This is a genomic window from Mesorhizobium sp. M7A.F.Ca.CA.002.09.1.1 (assembly GCF_003998555.1).
GTDB lineage: Bacteria > Pseudomonadota > Alphaproteobacteria > Rhizobiales > Rhizobiaceae > Mesorhizobium > Mesorhizobium ciceri.
Genome location: NZ_RZRR01000043.1, coordinates 1 through 13,580, shown reverse-complemented (window position 1 = coordinate 13,580; position 13,580 = coordinate 1). Strand labels below are relative to the sequence as shown.

Here is a 13,580-nt window from a genome sequence, read left to right as displayed (position 1 = left end):
GCGACACGCTGGTGCAACGGTCTGCCTCGCCAGGCAAGGGCTGATATTGGCCCGAGCCTTGGCGGTCGAAGCGGAGCCTCAGCGTCGAATCTGTGATATATTCGGCGCCGCGTAGGGCCATGGCCGAAATCCCAAGAGCGGAAAATTGGTGCCTGTCGCCATGATTTGTTAATCGGGTGCCCGGATTGTGAATTCGAGGCGGATTGAAGCGCGACCCCAAAAAGGCCATGCTTTGCCTGGAAAGATCGAGTCTACGCCGATCCCGCTGACGCGGAGATGGCGCCTGGCTGAAAGGGATACGATGCGGCAAGGACGTGCGCGCTGGCTGACAAGGCTGGCAATTGTGACAGGCATGGCGATCTCGGCTTTGCCGGCCTATGCCAAGCAAACCACCGAACCGGTCAAGATCACGTCGTTTTCGGGCGCCTATCTGGCAGCCCGGATCGCCGAAGGCGATAACGACCTCGACAGCGCCATCGCCTACTACAAGCAAGCATTGGCCTTCGACCCGAGCGACACCGGCCTGCAGCAGAGCCTGATGCTGTCGCTGATCGCGCAAGGGCGCTTCGACGAATCCCTGGTCTATGCCGACAAGCTCAAGGAAGTGCCTGACATCGAGCGTTTCTCTCGGCTGGCGCTCGCCGTCGATTCCTTCCACAAGAAGGATTTCACCAAGGCGCAGTACTGGCTCAAGCTGTCGCTGGAATCCGATCTCGACCGGCTGATCTCCGGGGTGATGTCCGGCTGGGCGCAGCAAGGCGCCGGCGAGCCTGCCGATGCGATGGCGTCCATCGACAAGCTGCAGGGGCCGGATTGGTTCGGCCTGTTCAAGTCGTTCCACCGCGCCCTGATCGCTGATGCATCCGGCATGCCCGAAAAGGCCGAGGCGATCTACGCCGCGACCATGCAGGATACCGCCGCCGGTGGTGCCGCTCCCGAAACCTGGATGCGCAACGCCCAGGCCTACGCCTCGTTCCTGGCCCGCAAGGGCGACAAGACCAAGGCGCTGTCGGTGCTCGATCAGGCCGAGGCGTTTTCGCCTGGCAAGCTGGAAATCGTCGCCTTGCGCGACCGAATTGCAAAAGGCGACAAGATTGCGCCCCTGGTGGCCGGCCCATCCGATGGCGCCTCCGAAATCCTGCTCGACCTCGCCACCGCGCTCAACCGTGGCGGCGGCGAGCCCTTCGTGCGCCTCTATCTGCAATATGCGCTTGCTTTGAAGCCTGATAGCGACGCTGCCCTTGTGCAACTCGCTGCCGTGTCCGAGCAATTGAAGGACGGCGAAGGCGCCATCGCGCTCTATCGCCGGATCCCCGCCGGTTCGCCGCTGAAGGAGCTTTCGGACCTGCAGCTCGGCCTCAACCTTGCCGATCTCGACCGTCACGAAGAAGCGATCACTCATCTGAAGGCTTTCGTCGACGCCCATCCCAATGACATGCGCGCCTATCTGGCGCTCGGTGGCGTCTATTCCTCGAAGGAGGATTTCCGTTCGGCCGCCACACTCTACGACAAGGCTGTCGAGGCGCTGAAGACGCCGACCGCAGCCAACTGGAACATCTTCTACCAGCGCGGCATCGCCTATGAGCGCCTGAAGGAATGGCCCAAGGCCGAGCCGAACTTCCGCAAGGCGCTGGAACTGTTCCCCGACCAGCCGCAGGTGCTGAATTATCTCGGCTATTCCTGGGTCGACATGAACATGAATCTCAAGGAAGGGCTGGCGATGATTCAAAAGGCCGTCGACCTCAGGCCGAGCGACGGTTACATCGTCGATTCGCTGGGTTGGGCCTATTTCCGCCTCGGCAGGTTCGATGACGCGGTGCGCGAAATGGAACGCGCCGTGTCGCTTAAGCCGGAAGATCCGGTTCTCAACGATCACCTCGGCGACGCCTACTGGCGCGTCGGCCGCAAGCTGGAAGCCACCTTCCAGTGGAACCAGGCTCGCGACCTGAAGCCGGATCCCGATGTGCTGGCCAACTTGCAGCAGAAGCTGATGAAGGGCCTGCCGCCGATCGAATCCAACACGGCGCAGGAGACCCCGAAGGTCAAGCCGGAGCCGGTGCCCGCCCCGAAGGGATGAAGTCAGCCATTTGAATTCAACGCAAACGGGGCTCTTTTCAGAAGTCCCGTTTTCGTTTGAACCGCGTATTCGGTTGGCTGCCTCAGAAGAGCTTGCGATAGACGACAAAGCCGGAGTGTTCGGCGACCTTGTCGTAAAGCTTCATCGCCGTGTGATTGGTCTCATGCGTCAGCCAGTATACCCGGCCTGAGCCGGCCGCCTGGGCACGCTCGTAGACGCCCTCGATCAGCGCCCGTCCGATGCCTTTGCCACGCGATGCCTGCGTGGTGAAAAGGTCCTGCAGATAGCAATTCGGCGCGATCGCCGTGGTGCTGCGATGGAAGAGATAATGCACGAGGCCGAGAAGCCGTCCCTCGCTTTCGGCCACCAGCGCGTGGACCGGCTCATAGGCATCGAAGAAACGCGACCATGTCATCTGGGTAATCTCACCCGGCAGGGCCGTTTCGCCCGAGCGGCCATAAAATGCATTGTAGCCGTCCCACAGCGGCAGCCATTGCTCGAAATCCTGTCGCGCAACGGGGCGGATGACGATCGGGCTGGGCATGGCTGAAACCTGTTGTCGTTGCTGCACAGGCGAACAGAGCGCAGGCCCGAGAGATGGGCAATGGGCCAGCTCCATAATGTCGGCGCAACCGCATCGTCGTGCTTTGCTTGACGCTTCGCCGCCGTGTCTCTAGGACGTGCCGGCAAGCTAGCCTGTGCTGTCGAGGCCACCCGTGACAATTGAAATCCCCGCCCATATGCATCCCAGCCGCTCGTTCCAGGGGCTGATCCTGACCTTGCACAACTATTGGGCGGCCTATGGCTGCGTCATCCTGCAACCCTACGACATGGAAGTCGGCGCCGGCACCTTTCATCCGGCAACGACGCTGCGCGCGCTCGGCCCGAAACGCTGGAACGCTGCCTATGTCCAGCCCTCGCGCCGCCCCAAGGACGGGCGTTATGGCGAGAACCCGAACCGGCTGCAGCATTATTACCAGTACCAGGTGATCCTGAAGCCGAACCCGCCCAACTTGCAGGAACTCTATCTCGGCTCGCTGGCGGCGATCGGCGTCGATCCGCTGCTGCACGACATCCGCTTCGTCGAGGATGATTGGGAAAGCCCGACGCTGGGCGCCTGGGGTCTCGGCTGGGAATGCTGGTGCGACGGCATGGAAGTCTCGCAGTTCACCTATTTCCAGCAGGTCTGCGGTATCGAATGCGCACCGGTGGCCGGCGAACTCACCTACGGGCTGGAGCGGCTGGCCATGTATGTGCAGGGCGTCGACAATGTCTACGACCTCAATTTCAACGGCCGGGAAGGCGCCGACAAGGTCACCTATGGCGATGTCTTCCTGCAGGCCGAGCAGGAATATTCGCGCCACAATTTCGAACACGCCAACACGGCGATGCTTCTGCGCCACTTCGAGGACGCCGAGACCGAATGCAAGGCGCTGCTCGATGCCGGCGCGCCGGCATCGAACGACAATCTGCCGATGCACCGCATGGTTTTCCCGGCCTATGATCAGTGCATCAAGGCCAGCCATGTCTTCAACCTGCTTGACGCGCGCGGCGTGATTTCGGTCACCGAACGGCAGAGCTACATCCTGCGGGTGCGCAATCTGGCGAAGGCCTGCGGTGAGGCGTTTTTGAAGACGCAGGCGGGTGGCCTGGCGGCCTGAGTCTCAGGCCCGCTTCATCATCTCGAAGGAAGCTTTGATCGGCAGTATGTTCTGGCTGCTGGCACCGTCGATTGTGCGCAATGCCTGTCGAACGCCCGGCATCGAGAAGGCACCGTGAGCCTGCGCGGTGAAGCAGGCGCCGAGTGCGAGGATCTGCAGAAGTCTGGATGCCGTTTTCATGGTCGTTGAGCCAAATGTTCCCTGCCTGAGCGTGGGTCGCTTCAGCGCTGCGTTCGGTTCATGGAAATCTTTGATCCAAGGACGGGTGGCGCGGTCTCGTCCCGACAGGATGGCCAAAATTTCTGGAAACGGGCGCAAATCGGCGATCCCCGTGCGGAAAGGGTGACAGCGGCCAGCCGAGTTGCTATGCCCCCGCCCGGACCATTTTGCCGCGTGAGCCCCATCCATGCCTGACCTGCTTCTAGAACTCCGCTCGGAAGAGATTCCCGCCCGCATGCAGCGCAAGGCGGCTGGCGATCTCAGGAAGATGCTGACTGACGGCCTGGTCGAGGCGGGGCTGACCTATGAGGCGGCGCGCGAGTACTGGACGCCGCGGCGGCTGACCCTCGACATCAGGGGTCTCACCGCGCGCTCGAAGGATATAAACGAAGAGATCAAGGGGCCTTCGACATCGGCGCCCGAACAGGCGGTCCAGGGCTTCCTGCGCAAGGCCGGACTTTCCTCGATCGCCGAGGCGCATGTCCATTCCGATCCGAAGAAGGGCGATTTTTATGTCGCCCACATTTCGAAGCCGGGCAGGGCGGCCGAACAGATCATCGCGGACCTGGTGCCTGATATCATCCGCAATTTCCCGTGGCCGAAATCGATGCGCTGGGGGCCGGCCTCGGCCAAGCCAGGTTCATTGCGCTGGGTGCGCCCGCTGCAATCGATCCTGTGCACGTTCGGCCCGGAGACAGAGGAGCCGGTCGTGGTCGATTTCGAGATCGACGGCATCCGCTCCGGCAACATCACCTATGGCCACCGCTTCCATGCGCCTGATGCGATCATGGTGCGCCGCTTCGACGACTATGTTTCCAAACTGGAAGCGGCCAAGGTCGTGCTCGATGCCGACCGCCGCAAGGAGATCATCCTTGCCGACGCCCGCAATCTCGCCTTCGCCAACGGGCTCGATCTGGTCGAGGACGAAGGGCTGCTGGAGGAGGTGTCCGGACTGGTCGAATGGCCGGTCGTGCTGATGGGCGAGTTCGAGGAGGCATTCCTTGCCATTCCAGCCGAAGTGATCCGACTGACCATCCGCGCCAACCAGAAGTGCTTTGTGACGCGGCCGCAGGGTGTCGACGACGCGCTTTCCAATCGCTTCATTCTAACCGCCAACATCGAAGCCAGGGATGGCGGCAAGGAGATCGCCCACGGCAACGGCAAGGTGGTGCGCGCCCGTCTGTCCGACGCGCTTTATTTCTGGACGACCGACCAGGGCGATTTGCCTGACCTGGCTGAGCTCGAGGCATCGGCGGAAAAATTCGGGCTTGATCTCAAGAAGCCTCTCGACCAGCGCATGGCCCGCCTCGACCATCTCGGCGTGACTTTCCACGCCAAGCTCGGCACGCAGGGCGAACGGGTGGAGCGGATCAAGCGATTGGCGGAAGAACTGGCTCCGACAGTCGGCGCCGATCCCGCACTCGCGCGCCGCGCTGCCGTCTTGGCCAAGGCAGATCTCACCACCGAAGTCGTCGGCGAGTTCCCGGAACTGCAAGGCGCCATGGGCCGCAAATATGCGCTGCTTCAGGGCGAGCATGCATCGGTCGCCGCTGCAGCGGAGGAACACTACAAGCCGCAAGGCCCGTCCGATCGCGTATCGAGCGATCCGGTTTCGATCACAGTGGCGCTTGCCGATAAGCTCGATACGCTGGTCGGTTTCTGGGCAATCGACGAAAAGCCGACTGGGTCGAAGGATCCCTATGCGCTGCGTAGAGCGGCGCTGGGTGTGGTTAGAATATTGGTCGAGAATGATATTCGACTGGCGCTGGCAGCCATCGTCGGGAAAGCGTCTGACCTTCTGTCCTTCTTCCACGACCGCCTGAAAGTCTACCTCCGCGATCAGGGCGCCCGGCACGATCTCATCGATGCCGTCATCACGCCGCAGTCCGACGACCTCTTGCAGATCGTCCGCCGCGTCGAGGCGCTCGGCGCCTTCCTCGACACCGAGGACGGCAAGAACCTGCTCGCCGGCACTAAGCGCGCGGCCAACATTCTGGCTGCCGAGGAGAAAAAGAAAACGGCGGTCGCCGAAACCGTTGAGCCGGCGCTGTTTCGCGCGGATACCGAGAAATCGCTGTTTGCGGCGGTGAACCAGGCTGAGAAGCAAGCCGGCGAAGCGATTCAAAACGATGATTTTTCCGGCGCCTTGCTGGCGCTTAGCGTGTTGCGCGAGCCGGTTGATTCATTCTTTGAGCATGTTCTTGTAAACGATGAGGATCAGGCGGTGCGTGCCAACCGCCTGGCGCTGCTCGCCCGCATCCGCACGGCCACCGGTCAGGTCGCGGATTTCTCCAGGATCGCAGGTTAAGGCGAAGAAAATATTCTCTGCTACCGGCCGTTCGAGCCGGCTTACAGTCATATGGCGATGATCTCTCCGTGGCAAAAGGGACATGTTCCCCAACCCCACGGAGGCTTCCATGAATTCCGATCACGAAATCGAAGTGACAGAAGAAACTCCCGCCGAGGCGCTTGAATCCGCTTCCGAAACCATTCTCGATCATGCCGCCGCCGCAGCGATCGAAGCCGCTGACCTGTCTGATGACGACGAAGACGGCGACGATGAAGAAGGCGAAGAGTCCACCGAAGCTGCCACGCTCTCGGATGACGACGAAGATGAAGACGAGGACGAAGACGACGCCGAGGACAGCGTGAAGGCTGAAGGCGACGAGTCCGAAGAAGAAGACGACGACAAGGAAGAAGCGGCCTGATCTTTTCAGCCGCCGAGTCTATCGATGGCAAGGCGGCGCCGAGGCGCCGCCTTTTGCTATCAGCCGTCCCCGAAGCCGACTGTCAGCCGCCCCGGCGACGGCCCGTCAGTTCTCGAGAATGCTGACGCGCACGCTGTTTTCGTAGACGTCGACCTGGATCAGCGGTTCGCCATTGACGATGGCGCGCTTGGTCGAGGAACTCATCGCGCCGCCGCGTTCCAGCATGCGCTGCAGGTCGGCGCGCTGGTCGTTGGTCCTGAACCAGCCATCAGCCTCGTCGTCGCTGTCACGGCGGTGGAATTTGTGCCAGTTGGCGCGGTCCTGCCGCACCATCTGCGCGGCATTGTCCAGCGCATAGCCGTCACTCGCCTGATGGTCGCGATCGGAAATGCGCGCGACATAGGATCCCAGCATGTCGTCGGCATGAGCCGCGACGACGCCAAGCAGTGACGCCAGCAATAGGCCTGCTCCGGTTACGATTCCAGATTTTCTCATGGCCCCCCCTTTACCCCTAGTGATGAAATCCCGTCTGCCAGAAATGCCTGGAACGGGGACTGCCTGGCAATGGTGCGCCGGGCGCCAGATCGCCGTCAAGTCACGCCATCGATGTCGGCTGTCTTTGAGCCGAGGCTACTTGGTGTAGCCGTTGGGAGGCATGCGCTGCCCTGCTGCCGGGGCCGGAGCGCTCGGCGGGGCGGGTTTGTTCTCGGCGTTCCCTGAGGGGGCAGCGGAAGCGGTGGCCGTTGCCGGCGCGGTGCCAGCGGCCGGCGCGGCACCGGTCGCTGGTGCAGCGGTTGGCGCGGGTGCCGGGAAATCGGGACCGGTAACGCCGCCACGGATGACCATCGGGCCTGGCTGGAAGCCGTGTCCGGTCGCGGGCTTGTCCGGGATCGCCGCTACCTTTTCATCGGTGACGTCGGGCGGCGCTTCCCCTACTGCCATCACCGACCGCGCATCGCTGGTGTTGACCGCATCGACGATTCCAGGCTGGTTGGGAGCGCCGATCCTGACGATCGATGGTGTGGAGGATGGCGTGCCTGGAAAAACCAGGGATGACGCCTGGGCTTCGCCGGCCGCAACAGCAAGAATGATACCCAGCAGGATACGCGCAGACACTGATGTCGCTCCCCTTTGCCCAGAAGCTGTTCGATAGCAGGCCGGAATTGATGCCGGCTTTCGTGGAACCATAGCATTTTAGGGATTGATAAATCGCCAATGCTCCTGCTCGCCAACAAACGGTTACCCAACAGCCGACTTGCCCAATGGCCGCCATCGTACTACGCACCCCGCATCTGTGAGGTGACGAGAGTGGCTGAAATACTTGGCTCGGGCGAGGCGCTGGAGCGGGCGCTGGCGCTGCTCAGGGAGGGCGATGTCGTCGCCATCCCGACGGAAACCGTCTACGGGCTGGCTGGCGACGCGACCAACGGCATCGGCGTCGCGCGCATCTTCGAAGCCAAGGGGCGGCCGCGCTTCAACCCGCTGATCGCCCATGTCGCCGACATGGCGATGGCCGAGCGCCTCGCGCTGTTCGATCCGCTGTCGAAGAAACTCGCGCGCGCGTTCTGGCCCGGTCCGCTGACGCTGGTGCTGCCGCAACGGCCCGGCAACGGCATCCATCCGCTCGTCACCGCCGGGCTCGATACAATCGCCTTGCGCATGCCGAGGGGCTTTGGCGGCGATCTGATCGCCAGGCTCGGCCGCCCGCTTGCCGCGCCCAGCGCCAATTCATCCGGCAGGATCAGCGCAACGACCGCGCAAGCGGTGGCAGCCGATCTCGGTGCGCGGATAAAGCTGGTGGTCGATGGCGGCGCAACCCCGGTCGGGCTGGAATCGACGATTCTCAAGGCCGAGGGGGAAAGAATGCGGCTGCTGAGGCCCGGCGGCATCGCTGCCGAGGAGATCGAGGCCGCCATCGGCATGGAATTGTTGCGCGGCGGCACCGCCAGTATCGAGGCGCCGGGCATGCTTGCCTCGCACTATGCGCCAGGTGCCGCGATGCGGCTCAATGCCGGCACGGTCGGCGAGGGCGAGGCTTTGCTCGGCTTCGGCGGCCAGAGGGCACAAGGCTGGCACCGCGCCGAAGCCTTCCTCAATTTGTCCGAAACCGGTGACCTGCGCGAAGCGGCGAGCAATCTGTTCGCCTGTATGCAGGCACTCGACCGCAGCGGCGCGCGCACCATCGCCGTCGAGCCTATTCCCTGCGACGGGCTCGGCGAAGCGATCAACGATCGGCTGTCGCGTGCAGCCGCCCCTCGTGACATCACGCAACCCGCAACATAGTTTCCCCCATGATCGAAATCACAGAGACACTCGATCCCGCCCTCATCGATCGCTTCGCTGCGATCGTCGGCGACAGATATGCGCTGCGTGATCAGCAGGACATCGCGCCCTACCTCATTGAGCGACGTGGGCTCTGGCACGGCGCGACGTCGCTGGTGCTGCGGCCGGGCAGCCTCGACGAGGTCAGCCGGATCATGCGGCTGGCGACCGAGACGGGAACGCCGATCGTGCCGCAAAGCGGCAACACCGGGCTGGTCGGCGCGCAGGTGCCGGACAGGTCCGGGCGCGAAATCGTCCTGTCGCTGTCGCGGCTGAACCGCATCCGCGAGATCGACGTCCTGTCCAACACGGTGACGGTCGAGGCCGGTGTCATCCTGCAGACGCTGCAGGAGGCAGCCGACGCCGCCGACCGGCTGTTCCCGCTGTCGCTGGCCGCGCAAGGCTCCTGCCAGATCGGGGGCAATCTTTCCTCCAATGCCGGCGGCACCGGCGTGCTTGCCTACGGCAATGCGCGTGAACTTTGCCTCGGTGTCGAGGTGGTGCTGCCGACCGGCGAGGTGTTCGACGACCTGCGCAAGCTGAAGAAGGACAACACCGGCTACGATCTAAAAAACCTGTTCGTCGGCGCCGAAGGCACGCTCGGCGTCATCACCGCCGCCGTGCTGAAGCTGTTCCCGAAGCCGAAGGGGCGCGAAGTCGCCTTCGTCGGCCTGTCGTCGCCCGAGGCGGCACTTTCGCTGTTCGGCCTGGCCATGGACCGTGCCGGGGCAGCACTCACCGCTTTCGAACTGATCGGCAGGCGGCCATATGATTTCACCCTGGCGCATGCCCAGGGTGTGGTGCGGCCGCTGATCGAGGACTGGCCGTGGTACGTGCTGATGCAGATTTCATCAGGCCGTTCGTCGGAAGATTCGCGAGCGTTGATCGAGGATGTGCTCTCGGCTGGCCTCGAACAGGAATTCGTCGGCGACGCCGTCATTGCCGCGAGTCTCGCGCAGGGCGATGCCTTCTGGAATTTCCGCGAGCTGCTGCCCGAGGCGCAGAAACCGGAGGGGGCCTCGATCAAGCACGACATTTCGGTGCCTATCGCCTCGATCCCGCGTTTCATCGAAGAAGCCGCCGGCGCGGTGGCGTCGGTGAGCGCCGGCGCGCGCGTGGTCTGCTTCGGCCATATGGGCGACGGCAATCTCCACTACAACATTTCCCGGCCCGTCGACGGCGACGATGAGGCGTTCCTCGCTCTCTATCACCCCATGAACAAGGCGGTGCACGATGTGGTGCGCAGCCTGCACGGTTCGATCTCGGCCGAGCATGGCATCGGCCAGTTGAAGCGCGACGAACTGATCGCCACCGCGCCGCCGATGGCGATCGATCTGATGCGAAGGGTGAAGGCCGCTTTCGACCCGGCCGGCATCATGAATCCGGGTAAGGTTATCTGATCCTTTCGACATCTTGTGGCTGGTGGGATTCCGATAACCATCCCTGAGATCAGCAAAATTTAACCGACTTTCTTAAGCGGGGCGGTAAGGAGCCCGCGCTACTGTCTCCATACAAACGAGGCTGGAAAAACCGGCCCGGAGAGAACCGGACACCGGCTCTCAGGAGACAGACAGGAAGGCCACTCTATGAACACCGGACTGAAGCCAGTCTGGGCGGGACGCAACATGCGTCTCGACCCATTCCGCCTGCCGCAAGTGGTGAGCTACGCGACTCGCGACGACTACGGCGATGTAACCTTCACCATCGACCAGCGCGGCGCCGTGATCCGCCGCTTGCTCGAGATGAGCGGCCTGCCCGCGATCATCGTTCTGCCTTCCAATGCGTTCCGCGGCGTTGCCGCCCGCGCCATGGAGGATCCGGACGGCAATGTCACGGTGACCCTGGAACTCCTGCACAACGACCCGATGCTGTCGGTGCCGCTGCTGGTGGCCGACGATCTCGACGATGTCGCAGCCGACTGGCGCGCCTGGGCCGACGCTTACCGCCTGCCGATGCTGCTCATCGAATCGGACGGCGTTGCCCGCACCCTGGAAGAATCGCTCGGCGCCGCCATCAAGACGCTGCCGCCGCAGGATCGGCGCAAGGGGCGGATTTCGAACACGCGCCGCCCGCGTTTCCTCGCTCGCCGCAGAGCTGGCGACCTCGGTCTCAGGCTGGTCGTCGACGGCCAGGAGATTATTTCGCGGGAGTAGGAAGGTTCTTCCTTCTCCCCCTGTGGGAGAAGGTGGCCGAGCGAAGCTCGGTCGGATGAGGGGTGTTCCAGCTTGGCAACGCCGGCACTCCGTCCAGCACCCCTCAACCGTCTTGGCGCTGCGCGCCAATCCACCTTCTCCCACAAGGGGAGAAGGGAAAAAGCCCGCTAAACCAGCGGCTTCAGAGCCACCCACACAGCGCCGCCGATCAGGCCGAGGAAGATCAGCCAGCCGACCTGGTTGTTCGACCTGAACAGGCGCAGGCATTGGTCCGGATTGTCGATGTCCAACACGGCGATCTGCCGCGCCATATGGGTGCCGGCGGCGATCAGCCCGGCCAGCGCCACCACCGGCGCCTGCGCCGACGCGAAGGCGATGGCGAAGCAGATCAGCGCGCCGCCATAAAGTCCGGCCAGCCAGGCCTTGGTGTTGTCGCCGAACAGGCGTGCCGTCGAGCGCACGCCGACAATGGCGTCATCTTCCTTGTCCTGGTGCGCGTAGATCGTGTCGTAGCCGATCACCCACAGGATCGAGCCGATATAGAGCATGACAGCAGGCCCATCGAGATCGCCGAACTCGACCGCCCATCCCATCAGCGCGCCCCAGGAAAAAGCAAGGCCGAGCACCAGTTGCGGCCAGTTGGTTATCCGCTTCATGAACGGATATATGGCGATGACCGCCAGTGAGCAGATGCCGAGCAGGACGGCAAAGCTGTTGAACTGGATGAGCACGACGAGGCCGACCAGGGCCTGCAGGACGAGAAACAGCCATGCCCGCCGGCGCGTCGCCTTGCCTGACGGCAGCGGTCGCGAGCGCGTGCGCTCCACCTGGTTGTCGATGTCCTCGTCGACGAGGTCGTTGTAGGTGCAGCCGGCGCCGCGCATGGCGATGGCCCCGACCAGGAACAGCACAAGATACAAAGGCGCCGGCAGCAGTGAGAGCAGCGGGTCGCCGGGACGCGGATAGGCGCTTGCCGCCAAGGCCGCCGACCACCAGCACGGCCACAGCAGCAGTTGCCAGCCTATCGGCCTGTCCCACCGCGCAAGCTGCGCATAGGGCCATATCGAGCGCGGCAGCACGCGGTAGACCCAATGGCCGTTCGGCGCATCGGCGACACGGCCCTGGGCCGCTTTCGACTGGATGGTTTCCATGCCCATGGAGTGGCAGCAGCGGCGGAAACCGTCAAGCGGCAAGCGGAGACGCGGCGCCCGTCAGCCTTTCACGAGGCAAAGATGTCGCGGGTGGCGAACCAGTCCTTGGCCACCTCGACGAAGGCCAGCGCTGCATTCGACACACGCTGATGCGTGTCATAGGTAAGCAGGATCCGCTGCATGGGCAGCGGATCCGACAGCGGCTTGCAGATGAGCGGCAGCCCGTCATAGCTGCGGTCGCCATGCGGGCGGGTGTAGCTGACCGCAACGCCGAAGCCGTTGGCGACCATGCTCCGTTGCAGTTCGAACGAGCTTGTCGTCATGTCGGCCACAGGCGAAAGGCCGCGGCTGCGGAACAGGTCGAGCATATGCTGCCAGCTGTGCGGCTGGTCGGTGGTGATCAGCGGATAGGCGGCCAGATCGGCAAGGCTGACCGACGGGCGATCCGCCAGGGCATGGCCTGCCGGCAACAGCGCGTGCGGGCGAAGTTCACGCAGCAGGATGCGGGCGAAATGCGTCGGCAGGCTGAGATCATAAGTCAGGCCGAGATCGATGGCCGCGTCACCCAGCCGTCGACCCAGCGTCTCGAACGTCTCGTCGCGAACGACGATCTTGACGGCCGGATAGCGTTCGGAGAAGGCGCGGATCAAAGCCGGCGCGAAGAAAGGCGCCAGATCCTCGAAGCATCCCAACACCAACTCGCCGCTGACAGCCGATTTGCTTGAACCCAGGCCGATGAGTTCCTCCGTTTCGGTGAGAACCTGCCTTGCCTTGGCCACGACGGCGCGGCCGAACGATGTCGGCGACACGCCGCTTCCCCGCTGGCGGACGAACAGTTTCTGGCCGAAATTCTTTTCGACCGCGTCGATGGCCACCGAGATCGACGGCTGAGAGACGTTCAGCATCCTTGCCGCGCCGGTGACGCTGCCGTGACGCGCCACGGCAACCAGATAGCGCAGCTGCGTGAAAGTCACACTCATAGAGGCACTCTATATGTCAGATCGATAGTTATTATTTTACCGAATGAATAGATGTTGCGATAGTGGCTTTATTCCAAGAGGAGAACGCCATGGCTTCCCGGACTGCCACCCTCGACGCCACCAGGATCGGCGCGTCCACGATTGCCGACTATCAGCGTGACGGCGCTGTTTGCATTCGCGGCGCCTTCAAGGGCTGGGTCGACACGATTGCCGCCGGCATCGAACGCAACATGCAGAACCGCAGCGCCACCGCATCCGACATAGCCAACGGTCGCGGTAGTTTCTTCGATGACTACTGCAACTGGGAGC

Annotated in this window: 13 protein-coding genes and 1 pseudogene; 8 read left to right on the top strand and 6 right to left on the bottom strand. The window is 63.2% G+C overall.

Annotation, left to right across the window (positions count from 1 at the left end):
• The first annotated feature begins 301 nt into the window (after positions 1-301).
• Positions 302-2,077 carry a tetratricopeptide repeat protein gene (locus tag EN994_RS03740; protein ID WP_063167656.1) on the top strand — a complete coding sequence of 592 codons (1,776 nt, stop codon included), beginning with the start codon at positions 302-304 and terminating at the stop codon, positions 2,075-2,077.
• Between the two features lie 82 nt (positions 2,078-2,159).
• Here the strand turns inward: EN994_RS03740 and EN994_RS03735 are convergent, their stop codons facing one another.
• Entirely contained in the window at positions 2,160-2,621 is a 462-nt protein-coding gene (locus EN994_RS03735) for a GNAT family N-acetyltransferase (RefSeq protein ID WP_024502644.1), read from the bottom strand.
• Between the two features lie 196 nt (positions 2,622-2,817).
• Here EN994_RS03735 and EN994_RS03730 point away from each other — a divergent pair, with 196 nt between their 5' ends.
• Positions 2,818-3,738: a glycine--tRNA ligase subunit alpha gene (locus EN994_RS03730; RefSeq protein ID WP_174299093.1), complete on the top strand. Its 921-nt coding sequence runs from the start codon at positions 2,818-2,820 to the stop codon at positions 3,736-3,738.
• A 3-nt stretch (positions 3,739-3,741) separates the two neighbouring features.
• Here EN994_RS03730 and EN994_RS03725 read toward each other — a convergent pair whose 3' ends face one another.
• Positions 3,742-4,056 carry a hypothetical protein gene (locus EN994_RS03725; protein WP_127224221.1) on the bottom strand — a complete coding sequence of 105 codons (315 nt, stop codon included), beginning with the start codon at positions 4,054-4,056 and terminating at the stop codon, positions 3,742-3,744.
• Positions 4,057-4,144: 88 nt separating this feature from the next.
• Here EN994_RS03725 and glyS point away from each other — a divergent pair, with 88 nt between their 5' ends.
• Both glyS and EN994_RS03715 read left to right on the top strand, forming a co-directional pair.
• Positions 4,145-6,265: a glycine--tRNA ligase subunit beta gene (gene glyS / locus EN994_RS03720; protein ID WP_063167657.1), complete on the top strand. Its 2,121-nt coding sequence runs from the start codon at positions 4,145-4,147 to the stop codon at positions 6,263-6,265.
• Positions 6,266-6,374: 109 nt separating this feature from the next.
• Positions 6,375-6,665: a hypothetical protein gene (locus EN994_RS03715; protein WP_063170186.1), complete on the top strand. Its 291-nt coding sequence runs from the start codon at positions 6,375-6,377 to the stop codon at positions 6,663-6,665.
• 105 nt (positions 6,666-6,770) lie between these two features.
• Here the strand turns inward: EN994_RS03715 and EN994_RS03710 are convergent, their stop codons facing one another.
• On the bottom strand, positions 6,771-7,124 hold the full coding sequence (locus EN994_RS03710; protein WP_245265313.1) for a hypothetical protein: 354 nt from the start codon (positions 7,122-7,124) through the stop codon (positions 6,771-6,773).
• Between the two features lie 171 nt (positions 7,125-7,295).
• A complete protein-coding gene (locus EN994_RS03705) occupies positions 7,296-7,781 on the bottom strand; it encodes a hypothetical protein (RefSeq protein ID WP_063167658.1) in 486 nt (161 codons plus the stop codon).
• A gap of 192 nt (positions 7,782-7,973) precedes the next feature.
• Between EN994_RS03705 and EN994_RS03700 the strand changes: the two genes are divergently transcribed.
• From EN994_RS03700 to EN994_RS03690, 3 genes are all read left to right on the top strand, one after another.
• Positions 7,974-8,948: an L-threonylcarbamoyladenylate synthase gene (locus tag EN994_RS03700; protein ID WP_063167659.1), complete on the top strand. Its 975-nt coding sequence runs from the start codon at positions 7,974-7,976 to the stop codon at positions 8,946-8,948.
• 8 nt (positions 8,949-8,956) lie between these two features.
• Positions 8,957-10,387, top strand: a complete 1,431-nt coding sequence (locus EN994_RS03695; RefSeq protein WP_063167660.1) for an FAD-binding oxidoreductase — start codon at positions 8,957-8,959, stop codon at positions 10,385-10,387.
• Positions 10,388-10,573: 186 nt separating this feature from the next.
• Positions 10,574-11,140 carry a DUF6101 family protein gene (locus EN994_RS03690; RefSeq protein WP_013532817.1) on the top strand — a complete coding sequence of 189 codons (567 nt, stop codon included), beginning with the start codon at positions 10,574-10,576 and terminating at the stop codon, positions 11,138-11,140.
• A 167-nt stretch (positions 11,141-11,307) separates the two neighbouring features.
• Here EN994_RS03690 and ubiA read toward each other — a convergent pair whose 3' ends face one another.
• Complete coding sequence (ubiA, locus tag EN994_RS03680) at positions 11,308-12,291, bottom strand: 4-hydroxybenzoate octaprenyltransferase (RefSeq protein WP_063170187.1); 984 nt, start codon at positions 12,289-12,291, stop codon at positions 11,308-11,310.
• A 68-nt stretch (positions 12,292-12,359) separates the two neighbouring features.
• The gene (locus EN994_RS03675; protein WP_063167661.1) at positions 12,360-13,271 is read right to left on the bottom strand and encodes a LysR family transcriptional regulator; all 912 of its coding nucleotides are present in this window, start codon (positions 13,269-13,271) and stop codon (positions 12,360-12,362) included.
• 89 nt (positions 13,272-13,360) lie between these two features.
• Here EN994_RS03675 and EN994_RS03670 point away from each other — a divergent pair.
• Positions 13,361-13,580 (top strand): annotated as a pseudogene (locus EN994_RS03670) (phytanoyl-CoA dioxygenase); the annotation flags it as partial.

Coding starts and splice junctions, on each gene's coding strand:
- EN994_RS03690 (WP_013532817.1), top strand. CDS start 10,574: ATGAACACCGGACTGAAGCCAGTCTGGGCGGGACGCAACATGCGTCTC.
- EN994_RS03730 (WP_174299093.1), top strand. CDS start 2,818: ATGCATCCCAGCCGCTCGTTCCAGGGGCTGATCCTGACCTTGCACAAC.
- EN994_RS03715 (WP_063170186.1), top strand. CDS start 6,375: ATGAATTCCGATCACGAAATCGAAGTGACAGAAGAAACTCCCGCCGAG.
- EN994_RS03695 (WP_063167660.1), top strand. CDS start 8,957: ATGATCGAAATCACAGAGACACTCGATCCCGCCCTCATCGATCGCTTC.
- EN994_RS03735 (WP_024502644.1), bottom strand. CDS start 2,621: ATGCCCAGCCCGATCGTCATCCGCCCCGTTGCGCGACAGGATTTCGAG.
- EN994_RS03740 (WP_063167656.1), top strand. CDS start 302: ATGCGGCAAGGACGTGCGCGCTGGCTGACAAGGCTGGCAATTGTGACA.
- EN994_RS03675 (WP_063167661.1), bottom strand. CDS start 13,271: ATGAGTGTGACTTTCACGCAGCTGCGCTATCTGGTTGCCGTGGCGCGT.
- glyS (WP_063167657.1), top strand. CDS start 4,145: ATGCCTGACCTGCTTCTAGAACTCCGCTCGGAAGAGATTCCCGCCCGC.
- ubiA (WP_063170187.1), bottom strand. CDS start 12,291: ATGGAAACCATCCAGTCGAAAGCGGCCCAGGGCCGTGTCGCCGATGCG.